Source organism: Roseobacter sp. FCG-D35, from assembly GCF_033436665.1.
Classification (GTDB): domain Bacteria; phylum Pseudomonadota; class Alphaproteobacteria; order Rhodobacterales; family Rhodobacteraceae; genus JAWQFO01.
In genome coordinates this window covers 220,174-237,709 of the sequence record NZ_JAWQFO010000006.1, presented here as the reverse complement: position 1 = coordinate 237,709, position 17,536 = coordinate 220,174, and the positions used below count along the sequence as shown (strand labels likewise).

The following is a 17,536-nucleotide window of genomic DNA, read 5'->3' as shown; positions in this document are numbered from 1 at the left end:
CGTCAGCCGGGCGGCGGGGCGGGGAACGGCCCGTGCGCCCGTTCGAAGCTGGCCCCGATGCGCAGGGCCATGCCTTCGTCATCCGGTCGTGCCACGATTTGCAGGCCGGTGGGAAGCCCCTGCGTGAGGCCCGAGGGCACGGTCAGTGCGCAAAGACCCAGCCAGTTGACGAAGCGCGCGAAGTGACCGGGCGGTTCGTCCTGGTCCACGCTGGCAAGCGGCGGCGCGACATCGCGCACCGTCGGCGTCAGCAGGGCGTCGAGGCCACGCGTCGCCTCGAGGTAGGCGGCGCGGTCGGTGTGCCTGTCGACACGCATCTGCTGATAGTCCGCGGCGCTGATGTCGCGGCCCTGGAGCATCCGCGTCCGCAAGTCGGGGTCGAGGGGCAGGGCCGGGTCGCCAAAAAGCGCGCGGTGGTTGAACCAGGCCTCGGCGGCGATCAGCCGGCCGCAGTCGCCGGTCAGGTCGGCCAGCGACCGGCCAAGTGCCACCGGGCGCAACTCCGCACCGAGACCTGCGAGATCTTCGAGCGCCGCGTCGTAGCAGGCCAGCACACCAGGGGCGCAATGCGTGCGCTCCTCCTCGTCGAGCACGCCGAGTCGCAGCCCCCGCACGCCTTGGTCCAGCGCGGCGAAGGCCCCCGTCCGATTGGCGAGATCCCGCGCAATGGCATGTCCCGGCTGTCCGTCCATGACGAGGAACATCGTCAGCGCATCGATTACCGAGCGAGCCAGCGGGCCAGGCGTGTCGAGCGTGGCCGCGAGCGGCAGGATGCCGTCCGTGGGCAGGCGCCCTTCGGTCAGCTTCAGCCCGACGATGCCGCAGAAGGCTGCCGGCAGGCGGACGGAACCCCCGGTATCGGTGCCGACGCCGCAGACGGCGAGGTCCGCGGCCACCGCGACGCCGGTGCCCGAGGACGATCCGCCGGGCACGCGATGCGTTTCGCGGTCCCAGGGGTTGCGCGGGGTACCCATGTGCCGGTTGGTGCCCCAGCCGCCGAAGGCGCATTCGACGGTCTTGGTCTTGCCGAGCATGATCCCCCCGGCGGTGAAAAGCCGCGTCGCCAGCGTGCCGGTGGCAGGTGAAATCCGTGTCTCCATCGCCTTCGAGCCGCCGGTGGTGATGCGACCGGCAACGTCGCAGATGTCCTTGAGCGCGAAGGGAATGCCCTGGAACGGCCCGAGGTCGGTCCCGGCGGCAAAAAGCGCGTCGGCCGCCTCGGCCAGCCGCATCGCATCCTCAGCATAGACCGCCTGGAAGGCGCCAAGCATCGGATCGCGCGCGGCGATCCGGTCGAGGTGCGCGCGCACGACGGCCGTGGGACGAAGGTCGCCGCTTCGGTAGGCGTCGGCGAGACCGACAAGCGACAGGTAGGGACCGTCCGTATCAGGGATCAGCGCGATGGCTTCGGAGGCGGGGTGCGTCAGGCCGGTCACGTCGCCATTGCCTTGCGCGGGGCGGCATTCTTGACGAACCAGTCCTTGCCGGGCACCGCGTCGAGCAATTCGCGCGTGTAGGCCTCGCGCGGGGCGGCGAAAAGCTCGGCCGTGGGGCCGACCTCGACAACCGCGCCGCGCTGCATAACGGCGATGCGGTCGCAGACCTGTGCCGCGACCCGAAGATCGTGGGTGATGAAGATCATCGACAGGTGCATCCGGTCGCGGATCTCGTCGAGAAGCTGCAGTATCTGGGCCTGGATCGAGACGTCGAGGGCCGACACCGGCTCGTCCGCCACGAGAATCTCGGGGTCAAGCGCCAGGGCGCGGGCGATCCCGATGCGCTGGCGCTGGCCACCGGAAAATTCATGCGGAAAGCGGTCGAAGGCCCCGGCATCGAGCCCGACGATCTCGAGCAGTTCCATCGTCCGCGCCCGGGCCTCGGCGGGGCTGGCGCCGTGCATCTCGGGGCCTTGCGCGATGATCTTGCCGACCCGCGTGCGCGGGTTGAGCGAGGCGAAGGGATCCTGGAACACCATCTGGATCTTCGACCGGAAAGGTCGCATTGCCGCGCGGCCCAGGGGCCGCAGGTCGGTGCCGCCCAGCAGGATCTCGCCCGCCTCGGCGTCGTTCAGCCGCACGATGCAGCGCGCCACGGTCGACTTGCCCGAGCCGCTTTCGCCGACGATGCCCAGCGTCTCGCCGCGCGCCAGATCGAAGGTCACGTCGCGCGCGGCATGCACGGTGCGGGCCTTGCCCCCGAAAAGCCCGCCGCCGCTGCTGTAGGTCTTTTCGAGGTTGCGCACCTGCAGAACCGTCTGGTCCGAGCGCGAACGCGCGGGACGTGGCACGAGGTCGGGAACCGCGTCGATCAGCGCCCGCGTGTAGGGGTGGGACGGGCGGCGCAGCACCTGCTCGGTCGCGCCGGTCTCGACGACGCGCCCGTTCTGCATCACCATCACCCGGTCGGCGATGTCCGCGACGACGCCAAAATCGTGCGTGATGAACAGCACGCCGGTGCCGTGGCTGTCCTGCAGGCGCTTGATGAGCCGCAGCACCTGCGCCTGCGTGGTCACATCGAGCGCCGTAGTCGGTTCGTCCGCGATCAGGATCTTCGGGTCCAGCGCCAGGGCCATCGCGATCATCGCGCGCTGGCGCTGGCCGCCGGAAAGTTCGTGCGGATAGGCCCTGAGACACTCTTCGGGGTCGGGAAGCTGCACGTCGTCGAGCAGTTGCAGCGCGCGCTCGCGGCGTTCGCGCGCCGGCATCTTCTGGTGAAAGCGGAACACCTCGTCGACTTGGGTTCCGATCGTCATCACCGGGTTGAGCGCGGTCATCGGCTCCTGGAAGATCATCGAGATCTCCGAGCCGCGGATCGCGCGCAGGCGTTCGTCGCTGGCGGCGGCGAGATCCTCGCCTTGGAACAGGACGGACCCCCGGCTGATCCGCACCCGAGGCCGCGGCAGCAGCCCCATGACGGCGCGGGCGGTCAGCGATTTGCCTGAGCCGCTTTCGCCGACGACGCAGAGGATCTCGTTGGGTTCCAGATGCAGGTCCATGGCCTCGACGGCAAAGGGCCGCTGGCTTTCCGGGGGCAGCGCCACGTGCAGATCGGAGATGTCGAGAAGCCGGGTCATGTCCGCTCTCTCAGGCGCGGGTTCAGCGCGTCGTTGATGCCTTCGCCGACAAGGTTGATCGCAAGCACCGTCAGCAGGATCGCGATGCCGGGGAAGGTGCAGACCCACCAGGCCGAGCGCAGCAGCGTGCGCCCGGCGCCGATCTGGAAACCCCAGCTCATGATGTTCGGATCGCCGAGGCCGAGGAAGGCGAGGCCGCTTTCGATCAGGATCGCCGTGGCCACCATCAGCGAGCCGATGACGATGATCGGCGACAGGCAGTTGGGCAGGATCTCGCCCAGCATGATGCGGACGTCGGACATGCCGAGCGTGTGGCAGGCCTGCACGAATTCGCGGTTGCGCAGGCTCAGGAACTCGCCGCGCACGAGGCGCGCGACGGCGGGCCACGAGACCACGGCGATGGCGATGACGATGCTTTCGATCGAGGGCTTCATGATCGCCACCAGCAGAATCGCGAAGATGAACGAGGGGATGGTCTGGAACATCTCGGTGAGGCGCATCAGCAGGTTGTCGATGACGCCGCCGTAATACCCGGCAAGCGCGCCCATCACGACGCCGACAAAGACCGCGACCAGCGTCGCCATCAGCCCTATCAGCAGCGAGGTCTTGGCGCCGTGCGCGATACCCGCGGCGACGTCCCGCCCGAGGCTGTCCGAGCCCAGAAGGTAGCCGTTCTCGCCCGGCGGCGACATCGGCTGTCCGGCGAGGCTGAAGGGATCGCCGGGAAAGAACAGCCCGGCGGTCGCGGCCATAAGGGCGATAAGCACGAGGATCGCAAGGCCGATGACGGCGCCACGGTTGCGGATGAAGAGTTTCCAGAAGGCCATCGCGTCAGCCCACTTCGATGCGCGGATCGAGCGTCGAGTAGACCAGGTCGACGACGAGGTTGACCGCAACCACCAGCAGCGCAGACAGCAGGAAGATGCCGAGCAGCAGGTTGAGATCACGCGCGAACAGTGCCTCGAAGGCGAGCATGCCGAGCCCCGGCCAGGCGAAGACGGATTCGACGATCACCGATCCGCCGATCAGCGCGCCCACCTGCACGCCAGCCATGGTGACCACCGGCAAGAGCGCGTTGCGCAACACGTGCACGAACATGATCCGATTCTCGGTCACGCCCTTGGCGCGCGCAGTCGTGACGTAATCCTGCCCGGCCTGTTCGAGCATCGATGCGCGCATCAGTCGGGTGTAGAGCGCGAGGTAGAACAGCGACAGCGTGATCGTCGGTAGCACCAGGTGGTGGGCGATGTCCTTCACCCGGTCCCAGCCTTCATAGAACATCGCGATGTTCTCCATCCCCGAGGTCGGGAACCAGCCGAGGTTGAGCGAGAAGACCACGATCAGCATGAGCCCGACCCAGAAGAGCGGCGTGGCGTAGGTGATCAGAGCGAAGATCGAGATCGCGGTATCGCGCCAGGTGTTCAACCCGATCGCTGCGATCAGGCCGAGAACGACGCCGAAGCCGACGGCGAGCAGGATCGTCGAGACCATCAGCAGCAGCGTGGCGAGCATGCGGTCGACGATCAGTTCGCTGACCGGCATCTCGTGGCGGAACGAATAGCCCAGGTCGAACGTCGCGACGTTCTTGAGATAGACCGCGAGTTGCACCGGCAGCGGCTGGTCGAGACCGAACTTGGCGCGCAGCTCGGCCATGTACTCGGGCGTGGCCGACCCGGCCTCGCCGGCCAGAACGTCGACCGCATCGCCTTCGGCTAGCTGCAGCAGGCAGAAGTTCAGCACGATGATCGCCAGCACGATCGGGACGGCCTGGACCAGCCGCTTGACGACATAGCGCAGACGCCGGGCGAAATGGGACACGTGTCGCTCTCCTGCTTTCGGACCGCGGCGTGGTGGGGCCCCGGCGGCTGGGCCGGGGCCCCGGTGGGCTCAGGTCGATGGACCGGGCCAGATCACTCGTCGATCCAGGCTTGGTCGAACGAGCCATAGGCGCCAAGCGCCGAGGTCGCGTGGTCCTTCAGCTTGTCGTTGTAGACCGTCAGGAACTCCATCTCGAAGAGGTTGTTGACCGGCATGTCCTCGGCCAGGATCTTCTGCACCTCGGCATAGATTTCGGACCGCTTGCCGGCATCTGCCTCCTGCGCGCCTGCGGCGAGCAGCTCGTCGAGCGCGGGGTTCGAGTAGCGCGACGAGTTGACGAAATGCGTGCCCTGGCGGATCTGGTCGGTGCCGTAGTGGCGGTGCACGCCGAGCACCGGGTCGGGCAACTGGTAGAAGTAGTTCACGTTGATCTCGAAGTCGTAATCCGCGTAGATCCGCTTGAGCCAGGTCGGCACGTCCTCGTAGCGCAGTTCCAGCGCGATCCCGATCTCGGCCAGCGCCTGTTTCATGTACTCGCCCGCGCGGCGCCAGTCCTCGCCGTAGGGGATCAGGTCGAGCGTGGCGCTGGCGCGCACGCCGTCACCATTCGGGGTGATCCCGGCCTCATCGAGCAACGCAATGGCGGCCTCGGGGTCGGCGTTGGCGGGGTAGTTCGGCATCCCTTCGGCATAAAGACCGGTGGCGCCGAAGTTGCTCGACAGGGCCGACGTCGCAGGCTGGCCGTAGCCGAACCAGATATTCTCGATCAGGAACTGCCGGTCGAGCGCCAGCGACACCGCCTTGCGGATCGCCGGGTTGTCGAACGGCGGCTTCGTGGTGTTGAACTCGATCAGCGCCATCGGGTTGATCATCGCGTAGCCGTCGGTTGTGACCGAGAACCCGTCGGTGTCGCGCAGGCGCACGGCGTCGATGTTGGGGATCGCGCCATAGGCGCCGTACATCACCTCTTCGTTCTCCATCGCCGCGGTGCGCGTCGAGGCGTCGGGGATGAAGCGGCCGACGATGCGGTCGAGATAAGGCAGGCCCTCCTTCCAGTAGGCCTCGTTCTTGTCGAGGCGGATGTACTGGCCCTTCTTCCATTCGGTGAACTTGAACGGGCCGGTGCCGACCGGGCTGGTCGCGAGGTCCGAATTGCGCGGATCGGTGCCTTCGAGCAGGTGTTTGGGCACCATCGGGCTTTCGTAGGCCGACAACGCGCGCAGCATGTAGGGCGCGGGATTGGCGAGGTTGAAGACCGCGGTGTGCTCGTCGGGCGTGTCGATCGAGGTCACCTCGCGGAACGAGTTCGGGCCGCGCGGATGGACCTTGGCGAGGATCTCCATGACCGAAAAGGCGACATCGGCGGAGGTGAAGGGTTCGCCATCGTGCCAGGTCACGCCCTGGCGCAGGTTGAAGGTCACGGTCTTGCCGTCCTCGCTGACCTCGTGGCTTTCGGCCAGCGCAGGCAGGATCTCGAGGTCGGGGCCGTAGTCGAGCAGCCCGTCGTAGATCTTGGGCGCGACCAGACCGATGGGTCCCGAGGTCGACAGGAAAGAGGCCAGCGACGGCGGTTCGGGTTGCACGATGTAGACCAGGGTGCCGCCGGCTTTCTGCGCCAGTGCCGCGGTTCCGCCAAGCGCAAGCGCCAGGCTGCAGAGGGCCACGCCGGCCCAAGTCCTGAATTTCATTGCATAACCTCCGTGTCTGGATGCGTGTGCGTCCCGGGTTTCCGGCCGTACACTTATGACGAGACTTTCTGATCGGGGCGGCCGAAACAAGGATAAACCTTCCGCAAGGTCAGGCGCGACCCCGGCCGCCTGCCCAAATCTTGGCCGGATGCCTGAAAATTCGGCATCGTTTCCAAGGCGTTGCGGACCCGGGTGCCCCGGTCCGTCAGGGGCCATTACAACTTTGGTTTGGTATCGGCGGCCGCTGCGGCATAGTCGACAACAGAGTCTGCCGACTGGAGGACCCGACATGCATCTCGCCCGCTTCCCCCGCCTCTTCGTCGCGCATCTGCCGACGCCCCTGGAACGTCTTGACCGTCTGAGCGATGCCCTCGGCGGGCCGGAGATCTGGATCAAGCGCGACGATTGCACGGGTCTGTCGACCGGCGGCAACAAGACCCGCAAGCTGGAATTCCTGATGGCCGAGGCCGTGGGTGCGGGTGCGGAAACGGTGATCACCCAGGGCGCCACCCAGTCCAACCATGCCCGGCAGACGGCGGCCTTCGCCGCCCGGCTGGGGCTGCGCTGCCATATCGTGCTGGAAGATCGCACCGGGTCGACCGACCGCAACTACACCACCAACGGCAACGTTCTACTCGACCACCTTCACGGCGCGACCACCGAAACTCGCCCCGGCGGCGGTGACTTCAACGCGCTGATCGAGGAAATCGCCGAGGCACGGCGGGCCGACGGTGAAAAGGTCTACGTCATCCCCGGTGGCGGATCGAACGCCACCGGTGCGCTGGGATACGTGAATTGCGCTATCGAGATGCTGGGCCAGTTCAACGACCGCGGTCTGCAGGTCGACCGTCTCGTTACCGCGACAGGTAGCGCGGGAACCCAGGCCGGTCTGGTCACCGGCCTGAAGGGCACGAACGCGCAGATCCCGTTGCTGGGGATCGGGGTGCGCGCGCCGCGCGAGAAACAGGAAGCGAACGTCTTTGCACTGGCGCAGAAGACGGCGGAAAAGCTTGGCTGCCCCGGCATCGTCGCGCGCGGCGACGTGGTGGCGAACTGCGAATACGTCGGTGAGGGATACGGCATCCCGACGGCGGACGGGATCGCCGCTATCCGGATGTTCGCCGAACTCGAGGGCATCCTGCTCGATCCGGTCTACTCTGCCAAGGCTGCGGCAGGGCTGATCGACCTCGTGCGCAAGGGCCGATTCGGCCGCGATGAACGCATCGTGTTCCTGCACACCGGCGGCGCGGCGGCGCTGTTCGGCTATGACGCCGCTTTCTGATGACGCGGTGTGCTCGAAGGTCGGGCGTGACGGAGGAATTGGCGCCTGAAACGCATTTTTTGCGTTCGGAATTGGGCGGCGGGCCGTTGGCGTACTATCCTTCTACTCAAGGTTTCGCAGACGCGCGTGGCCCGAAGGGTCACGGCATTTCAAGGGGAGACGAGACATGACCAACAGGGAAAGACAGATCGCCAAAATGGCCCGCGACGTCAACGCAGGCCGACTCGACCGGCGCGAGTTCATGGCGCTGGCCAGCATCCTCGGCGTTGCCGCACCGGTGGCAGGCGGGATGATCGGGGCGCTGACCCCGGGGGCCGCCGCCGCGCAAGAGCCGCAGACGGGCGGTGTGCTGCGCATCGGCCAGCAGATCCTCGACATCAACGATCCGCGCACCTACGACTGGCCGCAGAAGTCCAACGTGGCACGGCAGTTCTGCGAACCGTTGGTGCGCTGGGAGCCCGACGGCTCGTTCAGCCCGTCGCTGCTGGAAAGCTGGGAGGTCAGCGACGACGCCAAGACCTACACCCTGAACGTACGGCGCGACGCAGTCTGGAATAACGGCGATTCCTTCACGGCCGACGATGTGGTTTTCAACATCCGCCGGATGGCCGACAGCACCGTCGAGGGCAACTCGATGGCCGCACGGCTTGTGGCGCTGCGCGAAGGCGACGCCGCCGAGGCTGCCGAGGGTGCGGTCGAGAAGATCGACGACTTTACCGTGCAGCTTAACCTCTTCACCCCCGATATCTCGCTGATCCCGTCTTTCGGTGATTATCCGGCGCTCTGCGTCCACCAGACCTTCGGCGGACAGTTGCAGGACGCGCCGATCGGGACCGGCGGGTTCGAACTGGTGTCCTTCGCCGTCGGCGACAAGGCGGTCCTGAAGCGCCGCGAGGACGGCAAGTGGTGGGGCGGCGAGGTCTATCTCGACGGAATCGAGTTCATAGACCTCGGCAACGACGACACCGCCTTTGCCGCGTCCTTCGATGCCGAAGAGATCGACATGAACGACGAAACCCAGAGCAACTCGGAAGAGCTGTTCAACTCGATGGGTCTCGAGCGCGCCGTGGCCCTGACCGCGACGACGGCGGTGGCGCGGATGAACGTCAACGCGCCGCCCTTCGACAACAAGGACCTGCGCAACGCGGTGCAGCTGGCCGTCGACAATGCGGTCTGCCTCGAACTGGCGATCGCGGGGCTGGGGACCACGGCGGACAACCACCACGTCGCTCCGGTGCATCCCGAGTATGCCGAAGTGCCGCGCCCGCCGCACGATCCCGAGAAGGCCAGTGAATTGCGCGAAGCCTCCGGCGTCTCGGGCGAGATCGAGCTGATTTCGATCGACGACGGCGAGCTGCGCGACTTCGCCGACACCGTCGCGGCACAGCTACGCGACGCCGGCTTCGAGATCACGCGCCAGACGCTGCCGGGCGCCACGTTCTGGAACGACTGGACCAAGTATCCATTCTCGACCACATCCTGGGGCGGACGGCCCCTGGGCGTGCAGGTCTATGCCGTGGCCTACAAGTCCGGCGAGGCCTGGAACGAGACCGGCTACAGCAATCCCGACTTCGACGCCAAGCTCTCGGAGGCGTTGGGGATCTTTGACCCCGACCAGCGCCGGCCGCTGATGGAGGAGCTCGAAAAGATGCTGCAGGACAGCGGCGTGATCGTGCAGGCCTATTGGCGCGAGCTTGCCATGCACCACACGGCGCGGGTGAAGAACTACAACCGTCACCCGCTGCGCGAGATGCACCTGGAGAAGGTCTGGCTGGAAGGCTGACCCGACACCGCACCGTCCCGGCGCCGTTTCGCGCCGGGGCGGTTACCTCGCCCCGAACGACCGCCATGCGATGAAGATACGCGACATCCGGGCGCTGCCCGTCAACATCCCGTTCCGCGCGCCCTATCGTTTCAGCTACGGCTCGATCGCCTCGCTGACCAAAACCGTCGTGATCCTGACCACCGAGGATGGCGTCGAGGGTCTGGGCGAATGCGCCGACGGGGACCGCGCGGCCGACGTCGCGGCGATGGGTGCGGCGCTGGTGGGTCACGACGTGCGCGACATCAACGCCGCGCGCGCCCGGCTGGTGCCGGCGATGGCCTACACGCCCTGGGGCGACGTGACGGCGGCAAAACGGGTCTTCGGCGGCATCGAAATGGCGATGTGGGACGCGCGCGGCAAGACCGAAGGCCGCAGTCTCAGCGCGCTGCTGGGCGGCGCCCTGCGCAGCGAGATCCCTCAGACGGAGTATTTCAGCTACCGTCTCGCCGGACCGGACGAGCCGGGCGAAGCGAGCCCGTCGGACGTGGCGCGCTATTGCGAGCAGATGTTGGCGGACCACGGCGCGCAGGTCTTCGAGGGCAAGGTCGGCACTGTGTCTCTGGCCGAGGAGATCGAGATGGTGCGGGCCGTGCGCGATGCCATCGGTGACCGCGAGCTGCGGCTCGACGCCAACGGAACCTGGAGCCTGCCGACCGCGCGCCGGGCGCTGGCAAAACTCGCCGCGTTCGACATCGCCTGGTTCGAGGAGCCCTGCGAAAGCTACGAGGAGATGGCGGCGCTGCGTGCGCATGTCCCGATGTCCTTCTCGAGCCACCGCATCGACCTGCCGAAGGCCGTGGCACTGGGGGCGCCGGACGCGATCGTGACGAATGTCAACGAGCATGGCGGTATTGCAGGAACGGTGGCCTTCATCGCCGCCTGCGCCGAGATGGGGGTGGGGTTCCGGTTTCATTCCGGCGAGACCGGCATCGCCTCGGCGGCCTACCTGCACCTGACGGCGGCGCTTGGTCACGTCCACGGTATCAGCCAGACCCTGCTGCGCTGGTATGCAGACGACGTGATCGAAGGCGGGCCGCATGCGCTGAAGAACGGCGTGACACCGCTGCCGGACGGGCCCGGGCTTGGCGTGGTGCTCGACCCGAAGGCGCTGGTGCGGTGTCACCGGCGCTTTCTCGACGAAGGGGCTTTTCCCTCGGGCGGGAAGGCCGCGGGCTACGGCACGGATTTCCGCAAGTCGTGAAGGAGCGGGAGATGCGATTGACACTGGATCAGGTGGAGGGTGCAAGCCACGCGGCGCTGACGTCCTGCGGTGCAAGCGATGATCAGGCGGTGAGCGTGGCGGCGTCGATCCGCGACGCCGAGGCCGAGGGTACGCGCGGTATCGGGCTGGGCTACCTGCCGTACTACTGCGGGCACCTGAAGGTCGGGAAGATTGTCGGCGACGCGCTGCCGGTGCTGTCGACGCCGATGCCCGGGCTGGTCGGCGTGGATGCTGCCGGCGGCTTTGCTCATGCGGCCTATGACGCGGGCGAGAAAGTGCTGATCGAAGCCGCTCGCCGCCAGGGTATCGCGCTGATGGGGATCGAGAACGCTTATGCCTGCGGCGTGCTGGGCTACTTCACCGGGCGTCTGGCGCAGCATGGCCTGATCGGGCTGATGACGGCCAACGCCTCGTCGACGATGGCGCCCTGGGGCGGCCGAGAGCCGTTCTTCGGCACCAACCCGTGGTCCTTCGCGGCCCCGCGCGCGGGCGCGCCGCTGATCATCGACAGCTCGTCCTCGGCCACCGCCTTCGTGAACATCGCCAATGCCGCGGCCGCGGGCGAACAGATCCCCGACACCTGGGCGCTCGACCCGGAGGGCCGCCCGACGACGGACCCAACCGAGGGCATGGCGGGGTCAATCGCGCCGGCGGGCGGGCACAAGGGCGCGGCGCTTGCGCTGATGGTCGAGGTGCTGAGCGCGGGGCTGACGCGGTCTAACTGGTCGCACGAGGCCTCGTCATTGGGTGACGACGCCGGCGGGCCGCCGCGGTTGGGCCAGACCCTGATCGCGATCCGACCCGACGGGCTGGGGCGGCCGGATTTCGCGGAACGGCTCGACGGGATGCTGGCCGAGATGACGCGCGAGGCGGGAACCCGCGTGCCGGGCGACCGACGGCACGACAACCGCGCAGCGGCAGAGCGCGACGGGGTGACGGTCGATGCGGCTCTGATCGAGACGTTGAACGGTTTCGGGGCCGGTCTCTGATCAGCGCCAGCCGATCGACATGGAAAGCACCAGCGACTGCCCGGTTTCGAGCGGGATCAGCCCCGGCTGGCCGGGCTGGTTCGCGGCGTCCACCGCGTGGCTGACCGGCTCGAAGCAGAAGAACGCAGCCTCGGGCGACGGCGCGTAGACGATCGCCGTGTCGAGCCCATCGGTGACAATCTCGACGGCAAGCCCGAGGTCGGGCTGGTCGATCCGCGCCGTGCCGGACCAGCCGGTGAAGGCGTTGTTGATCCAGGTGTCGGGCAGGGGTTGCGGATCGGAGAAATTCCACTGCGGCAGCTCTGCGAGGCTGCGGTGCGCGGTCGGCAGGTGGCGGTCGTCCTCGAGCCAAGCCCCCTCGGCCGCAAAGCAGAGCCTGGTGCTGGCGCGACGCGGAAACCAGGGGTGAAAGCCACCGCCGAAAGGCAGGCGCGGCCCGCTGTTGGTGATCGTGAGGGTTGTCCCCAAAGATCCGGCATCGAGGCGATAGTCGAGCCGTGCGTCATAGCGGAACGGGCCGATCCCCGCGCTCGTCAGGGTCAGGACGGCGTGGGTGGGCGCCTCCTGCTCGACCGCCCATACGCGCTGAAAGGCATCGCCGTGGATCGGAAAGCCCTCTCCGTCGAGGTTGCAGGGCAGGGGGTGGAACACGCCCTCGAAGGTGAACCCGCCTCCGGAAACCCGGTTCGAGAACGGCGCCAGCACGTTGCAGGCCAGCGCAAAGGGGGCCGCGCTGCCGTCCCAGGCGCGCAGCACGGGGACCGGACCGCCCGAGGTCAGCGCATCGAACCGGGCAATGCCACCGCCCATGCCGGGGGCAAGGCTGACCCGGCTACGACCGTCACTCAGTTCCAGGAGCCTTGCCACCCATCCATCCTCCGTCGATGCCGATGTTCTGCCCGGTGATCAGGCCGGCTGCGGGCGACACCAGGAAGGCCACGAGATCTGCGATGTCCTCGGGCTGGATGCGGGTCTTGAGGCATTGCTGTTCGAGCACCCAGTCGGAATATTCCTGTGCCGCCTCACCGAAAACGCGCGCCTCGGCCTCGGACACCACCGCACCGGGGGCGACGGCGTTGACGGTGATGCCGTGCGGTCCAAGCTCGCGCGCGAGGCTGACCGTCAGCCCCAGCATCGCGCCCTTCGAGGCGATGTAGGGCACGTAGCCGTCGATCATGCCCTTTAGCGTGACCGAGGTGAAATTGACGATGCGGCCCCAGCCCTTGTCTTTCATCGCGGCGGCGCAGATGCAGCTCAGCGCATAGGCCGCCGACGAGTTGACGCGGATCTGGTCCTCGTATTCGTCGAGGCTGAACCGGTCGTAGGGCCGGTTGATGATCAACGCGGCGTTGTTAATCAGGATGTCGATGCCGCCCGCCGCGTCCGCCGCTGCTTGCACGGTGTCCTGAGCGCGGCCGAGATCGTTGAGATCGCAGGGCAGGAAACGCGCGCCGAGCGCCTCGGCCCGCGCCGTGCCGTCCGCGACCTCGGGATGTTCGAGGATCGTCACCGCCGCGCCCTGCGCGGCAAGCGCCTGCGCCTGCGCACGGCCCAACGATCCCAGCCCGCCGGTCAGCAGCGCAGTTCTTCCGTCAAGTGTCGTCATGCCTGCCTCCTGTCACAGAACGTCATGCACCTCGTCCATCGACGTCTCGCCGACGCGCTTGTCGAGCACGATCTCGCCGCGCGCCATGGCGACGATCCGGTCACAGCACTCGAAGACGTGGTGGATGTTGTGGCTGATGAAGATGCCGGTGATGCCAAGCTCCTTCAGGCCCCGCACGAAACCGATCACCTTGTTGGTTTCCTTGACCGCGAGGTGGTTCGTCGGCTCGTCCAGCACCATCACCTTGGACTTGAAGTGCATCGCGCGCGCAATCGCCACGCCCTGCCTCTGGCCCCCGGACAGCTCGCCGACCAGCGCGTCGGGCGAGCGCAGGTGCAGATCGACATCGGCGATGGCCTGCACGCTTTCGGCGGCCATCCGCGCCCGGTCCATCGGGCCGATGCCCATGACCGACCATTTCAGCGGTTCGCGTCCGATGAACATGTTGCGCGCGATGCTCATGGTCGGAACCATCGAGTTGTACTGGTAGATCGTTTCGATCCCGGCATCCATTGCGTCGCGCGGACCCCGGAAGTGCACCGGTTTGCCCTCGATCACGATCTCACCGCTCGACGCCGCCTGGGTGCCGGAGAGGATGTTGATCAGCGTCGACTTGCCCGCGCCGTTGTCACCGACAAGGCCCAGCGTCTCGTTGCGCGCGAGGTCGAGGGTGACGCCCTTGAGCGCGTGCACGCCCGAGTACCACTTGTGCAGGTCGCGGACCTGGATGATCGGGTCGGCCGTGGGGTCGCTCATGAGCCGGTCTCCACCTGGATCGCCTTGGCGCGCTTGCGCAGCCAGGCGTTGAGGATGACCGCGATGACCGTCAGTGCGCCAAGAGCCATCTTGAACCAGTTGGCGTCGACCTGCGACAGCACCAGACCGTTGTCGATGACCCGGATCAGGATCGCGCCGACGATGCCGCCGAAGATCGTGCCGATCCCACCCGTCAGCGCGGTGCCGCCGATCACCGCCGCCGCCACGGCCTGAAGCTCCATGCCCTCGCCGATCGAGGGCAGCGGCGCGCCGAGGCGCATCACCTGGATCGAGCCGGCGAAGCCCGCGAGCAGCGAACAGAGCATGAAGCAGGCGATCTTGACGCGCTTTGTGGGTATGCCCATCGCCTCGGCCGCGGGCAGAAAACCACCCGTGGCACGCACCCAGTTGCCGAAGTTGGTGCGCCCCAGCAGCAGGGTGACAAGCACCGCGACGACCACGAACCATATGAAGGACATGCGGATCATGTCTCCGGGGCCGACGTATTGTGTGAAAAGCCATTTCGGCAGCGCGTCGGTCGGCAGGAGCGGCGGGAAGCCGCCCGAGATCACGACCGTGATCGAGCGCGCGACAAAGAGCATGCCGAGCGTGGTGATGAACGAGGGGATGGCGAAGTGCACGGTCAGCACGCCGTTCACGAGGCCGATGCAGAGCGCAACGCCGAGTGCGAGCGCGTAGGCGGGAAGGAACGGCCAGCCGGCTTCGATCAGCACCGCCATGGTCATCGGAGTCAGCGCGAAGACCGAGCCGACCGAGAGGTCGAACTCCCCGCAGATCATCAGCAGCGTGACGCCGATGGAGACCAGCGCCATCTCGGGCAGCAGGCCGAGGATGCCCTGCAGGTTCTGGGCATTCAGGAACACGCCGCCCGAGCGCACCTGGAATACCACGCAGAGCACGACGAGAAACGCTAGCCCGGCAAGTTCGGGCTTTTCCATGTAGATCTTGAGTGTCTTTTTCATCCCGGCCCCGTCGGCGCTGCTGAAAAGGCGGCCCGCCGCACCGCGCGGCGGGCCCTGGACCGAAGGCGTGGCCTAGCGGACGCCCTGTTTCGCAAGCTCCCAGAGACCTTCGACATCTTCCTGCAGGACAAGACCCTGCCCGGTGTCGACGTCGCTGGGCGAAAGACCGAAGTTCTTGGCAAGATAGGCCTGCATGACCGGGATGAAGCCCTGCATGTAAGGCTGCTGGTCGACCTGCACCTGGATGTAACCGGCTTCCATCTGCTGCAGCACCTCGGCCACGATGTCGAAGCCGCCCATCAGGACCGAACCCGGCTCGACGCCGCGGTCGGCAAGAACCTGTGCCACGTAAGCATGCCACAGACCGGTATCGAAATAGACGGTCGTGTCCGGGTTGGCGTTGAGGTAGGCGCCGACGCGCTCGGCCACTACCGCCCCGTCGGTGCCGGTGTCGAGCCGTTCGATCGTGACCTCGCGATCAGGATTGGCCTCCTTGAACTCCTCGAGGTACTTGATCACGCCCGCGCCGCGCTGCTCGGACCAGTTCTGCCCCGGCGCCGAGATGCCGATCACCGCCTTGATCGGTCCGTCCTCGGGGAAGAATTCGCTCATCTTCTTGCCAAGCGCATAGCCTGCCGGAACGAAGCCCTGCCCGATGAAGGCCTGCCGTGCGTTGCCGTCTGCACCTTCGGTGTCGTCGACGTTGGTGGCGATGACGATGGTGCCGTTGTCGCGCGCCTGCTGGATGATCTGGTCGAAGGCGTTGTTGTCCACGATCGTCGTCAGCAGCGCGTCGGGGCTGCGGGCGAGCGAGGCCATCATGTTCGCCGCCTGCTGGTCGATGGCGCCCTCGGTCTGGGTAAAGACCATCTGGCAGTTCGCCTCGATCTTGGCGCAGGCATCGTCGAAGCCCTTCTTGACGGCCTGCCAGAACGGGTTCGATGCCGAGGAATGGTGCGTGAACACGATGTTCATGCCTTGCGCATTGGCGATCGTGGTGGTGCCCAGCAGGGACGCGGCCAGCACACCGGCGGTCATCAGTCGTTTCATGTGGTTTCCTCCTCCGTGGAAATGTCGGCCGATCAGATGTCGGCCTCGGTCGTTTGCCGTCGCCGGACCGTGAATGCGCGGTCGAGCTCGGGATTGAGATCCATGCCGAGACCCGGACCGGGCGGCACGGTGATCATGCCGCCCGAGACCTGCGGAAGGGCGGTGACAAGATCGCGGTACCAGGTGTTGTAGAAGGCGCGTACGCTTTCCTGGACCAGAGCGTTCGGGGCATTGAGGGACAGATGCGTGCTGGCGCAGAGCACCACCGGCCCGGTGCAGTCGTGCGGAGCCACCGGCAGGTGCCAGGCCTCGGCCATGCTGGCGATCTTGCGCGCCTCGGACAGGCCGCCGCACCAAGAGATGTCGAGCATGATGACACCGGCCGCGCCGGTCTCGAGCAGGTCGCGGAACGCCCAGCGGCTGCCCAGCGTCTCGCTGGCCGAGATCGGCGCGCGGCTGGCCTCGGCGTAACGCCGGAGCGAGCCGAGGCTGTCCATCTTGATCGGGTCCTCGTGCCAGAAGGTCTTGAACTGCGCCAGCTCGCGCGCGATCTGAATCGCCGGCAACAGCTGCCACATCGAGTGGAACTCGACCATGATGTCCATCGCGTCGCCGACCGCCGCACGGATCTTCTCGAAGGGCTCGAGCGCGCAGGCCATGTCGCCGGCCGAAATGTACTGCCCCCGGGAATTTTCGGCGGCCATGTCGAAGGGCCAGATCTTCATCGCGGTGATGCCGTCGTCCATCAGCGACTGCGCCAGCTCGTCGGCGCGATGCAGAAAGCCGTTCAGGTCATCGTACTCGGTCGTGGCGCCGACCCCGTAATTGTCCGATTGCTGGCCGGTGGCCTTCTTGATGTACTCGACGCCGGCACAGGTGTTGTACGTGCGGATTTCCTGCCGGCTGAACCCGCCGAGAAGCTGTGCGACCGGTTGCCCGGTGACCTTTCCGAAAAGGTCCCAGAGCGCGATGTCGAAAGCCGAGTTGCCGCGCACCTCGGCACCGGTCGAGCGGAACCCGAGGTAGCCCACGAGATCGCTGGCCAGAAGGTCGATCTGCAACGGGTTCCGCCCGATCACGCGCGGGGCAACGTATTCGTGCAGGTAGGTCTCGACCGTCTCGGCAATGAAGAAAGTTTCGCCCAGCCCGGTCAGGCCCTCGTCGGTGCGGACCTCGACCCAGAGGAGATTAGGACGTTCCTCGATGCGAATGGTCTCGATGCCGGTGATCTTCATGGCAGCACC

Annotated in this window: 15 protein-coding genes; 4 read left to right on the top strand and 11 right to left on the bottom strand. The window is 66.9% G+C overall.

Features of this window, described 5'->3' with window-relative positions:
• Positions 1-2: 2 nt before the first annotated feature.
• The 5 genes from R5H30_RS15395 to R5H30_RS15375 form a co-directional block, all read right to left on the bottom strand.
• On the bottom strand, positions 3-1,436 hold the full coding sequence (locus R5H30_RS15395) for an amidase (RefSeq protein ID WP_318329392.1): 1,434 nt from the start codon (positions 1,434-1,436) through the stop codon (positions 3-5).
• On the bottom strand, positions 1,433-3,073 hold the full coding sequence (locus R5H30_RS15390) for an ABC transporter ATP-binding protein (RefSeq protein ID WP_318329391.1): 1,641 nt from the start codon (positions 3,071-3,073) through the stop codon (positions 1,433-1,435). Before R5H30_RS15390 ends, R5H30_RS15395 begins: the two co-directional genes overlap by 4 nt.
• Positions 3,070-3,900 carry an ABC transporter permease gene (locus tag R5H30_RS15385; protein WP_318329390.1) on the bottom strand — a complete coding sequence of 277 codons (831 nt, stop codon included), beginning with the start codon at positions 3,898-3,900 and terminating at the stop codon, positions 3,070-3,072. Before R5H30_RS15385 ends, R5H30_RS15390 begins: the two co-directional genes overlap by 4 nt.
• Before the next feature lie 4 nt (positions 3,901-3,904).
• Positions 3,905-4,891, bottom strand: coding sequence for an ABC transporter permease (locus tag R5H30_RS15380; protein WP_318329389.1), 987 nt, complete (start codon positions 4,889-4,891; stop codon positions 3,905-3,907).
• A 92-nt stretch (positions 4,892-4,983) separates the two neighbouring features.
• Positions 4,984-6,579: an ABC transporter substrate-binding protein gene (locus R5H30_RS15375; protein WP_318329388.1), complete on the bottom strand. Its 1,596-nt coding sequence runs from the start codon at positions 6,577-6,579 to the stop codon at positions 4,984-4,986.
• A gap of 289 nt (positions 6,580-6,868) precedes the next feature.
• Here R5H30_RS15375 and cuyA point away from each other — a divergent pair, with 289 nt between their 5' ends.
• From cuyA to R5H30_RS15355, 4 genes are all read left to right on the top strand, one after another.
• Positions 6,869-7,861 carry a D-cysteate sulfo-lyase gene (gene cuyA / locus R5H30_RS15370; protein WP_318329387.1) on the top strand — a complete coding sequence of 331 codons (993 nt, stop codon included), beginning with the start codon at positions 6,869-6,871 and terminating at the stop codon, positions 7,859-7,861.
• Between the two features lie 166 nt (positions 7,862-8,027).
• Positions 8,028-9,644 carry an ABC transporter substrate-binding protein gene (locus R5H30_RS15365; protein WP_318329386.1) on the top strand — a complete coding sequence of 539 codons (1,617 nt, stop codon included), beginning with the start codon at positions 8,028-8,030 and terminating at the stop codon, positions 9,642-9,644.
• A gap of 70 nt (positions 9,645-9,714) precedes the next feature.
• Positions 9,715-10,887: a mandelate racemase/muconate lactonizing enzyme family protein gene (locus R5H30_RS15360; RefSeq protein WP_318329385.1), complete on the top strand. Its 1,173-nt coding sequence runs from the start codon at positions 9,715-9,717 to the stop codon at positions 10,885-10,887.
• Between the two features lie 11 nt (positions 10,888-10,898).
• The gene (locus tag R5H30_RS15355; RefSeq protein ID WP_318329384.1) at positions 10,899-11,897 is read left to right on the top strand and encodes an Ldh family oxidoreductase; all 999 of its coding nucleotides are present in this window, start codon (positions 10,899-10,901) and stop codon (positions 11,895-11,897) included.
• Here the strand turns inward: R5H30_RS15355 and R5H30_RS15350 are convergent, their stop codons facing one another.
• From R5H30_RS15350 to R5H30_RS15325, 6 genes are all read right to left on the bottom strand, one after another.
• Complete coding sequence (locus R5H30_RS15350) at positions 11,898-12,764, bottom strand: aldose 1-epimerase (RefSeq protein ID WP_318329383.1); 867 nt, start codon at positions 12,762-12,764, stop codon at positions 11,898-11,900.
• Positions 12,739-13,503: an SDR family oxidoreductase gene (locus tag R5H30_RS15345; protein WP_318329382.1), complete on the bottom strand. Its 765-nt coding sequence runs from the start codon at positions 13,501-13,503 to the stop codon at positions 12,739-12,741. The genes R5H30_RS15350 and R5H30_RS15345 overlap by 26 nt, the downstream gene beginning before the upstream one ends.
• Positions 13,504-13,515: 12 nt before the next feature.
• Positions 13,516-14,259 carry an ATP-binding cassette domain-containing protein gene (locus R5H30_RS15340; RefSeq protein WP_318329381.1) on the bottom strand — a complete coding sequence of 248 codons (744 nt, stop codon included), beginning with the start codon at positions 14,257-14,259 and terminating at the stop codon, positions 13,516-13,518.
• A complete protein-coding gene (locus R5H30_RS15335) occupies positions 14,256-15,242 on the bottom strand; it encodes an ABC transporter permease (protein WP_318329380.1) in 987 nt (328 codons plus the stop codon). Before R5H30_RS15335 ends, R5H30_RS15340 begins: the two co-directional genes overlap by 4 nt.
• 72 nt (positions 15,243-15,314) lie before the next feature.
• Positions 15,315-16,292, bottom strand: a complete 978-nt coding sequence (locus tag R5H30_RS15330; protein ID WP_318329379.1) for a sugar ABC transporter substrate-binding protein — start codon at positions 16,290-16,292, stop codon at positions 15,315-15,317.
• 32 nt (positions 16,293-16,324) lie between these two features.
• Positions 16,325-17,527, bottom strand: a complete 1,203-nt coding sequence (locus R5H30_RS15325) for a mandelate racemase/muconate lactonizing enzyme family protein (protein ID WP_318329378.1) — start codon at positions 17,525-17,527, stop codon at positions 16,325-16,327.
• Between the last annotated feature and the right edge of the window lie 9 nt (positions 17,528-17,536).

Excerpts from the sequence above, each read along its gene's own strand:
- R5H30_RS15390 (WP_318329391.1), bottom strand. The coding sequence starts at position 3,073 with ATGACCCGGCTTCTCGACATCTCCGATCTGCACGTGGCGCTGCCCCCG.
- R5H30_RS15385 (WP_318329390.1), bottom strand. The coding sequence starts at position 3,900 with ATGGCCTTCTGGAAACTCTTCATCCGCAACCGTGGCGCCGTCATCGGC.
- R5H30_RS15375 (WP_318329388.1), bottom strand. The coding sequence starts at position 6,579 with ATGAAATTCAGGACTTGGGCCGGCGTGGCCCTCTGCAGCCTGGCGCTT.
- cuyA (WP_318329387.1), top strand. The coding sequence starts at position 6,869 with ATGCATCTCGCCCGCTTCCCCCGCCTCTTCGTCGCGCATCTGCCGACG.
- R5H30_RS15365 (WP_318329386.1), top strand. The coding sequence starts at position 8,028 with ATGACCAACAGGGAAAGACAGATCGCCAAAATGGCCCGCGACGTCAAC.
- R5H30_RS15360 (WP_318329385.1), top strand. The coding sequence starts at position 9,715 with ATGAAGATACGCGACATCCGGGCGCTGCCCGTCAACATCCCGTTCCGC.
- R5H30_RS15355 (WP_318329384.1), top strand. The coding sequence starts at position 10,899 with ATGCGATTGACACTGGATCAGGTGGAGGGTGCAAGCCACGCGGCGCTG.
- R5H30_RS15345 (WP_318329382.1), bottom strand. The coding sequence starts at position 13,503 with ATGACGACACTTGACGGAAGAACTGCGCTGCTGACCGGCGGGCTGGGA.
- R5H30_RS15340 (WP_318329381.1), bottom strand. The coding sequence starts at position 14,259 with ATGAGCGACCCCACGGCCGACCCGATCATCCAGGTCCGCGACCTGCAC.
- R5H30_RS15335 (WP_318329380.1), bottom strand. The coding sequence starts at position 15,242 with ATGAAAAAGACACTCAAGATCTACATGGAAAAGCCCGAACTTGCCGGG.
- R5H30_RS15330 (WP_318329379.1), bottom strand. The coding sequence starts at position 16,292 with ATGAAACGACTGATGACCGCCGGTGTGCTGGCCGCGTCCCTGCTGGGC.
- R5H30_RS15325 (WP_318329378.1), bottom strand. The coding sequence starts at position 17,527 with ATGAAGATCACCGGCATCGAGACCATTCGCATCGAGGAACGTCCTAAT.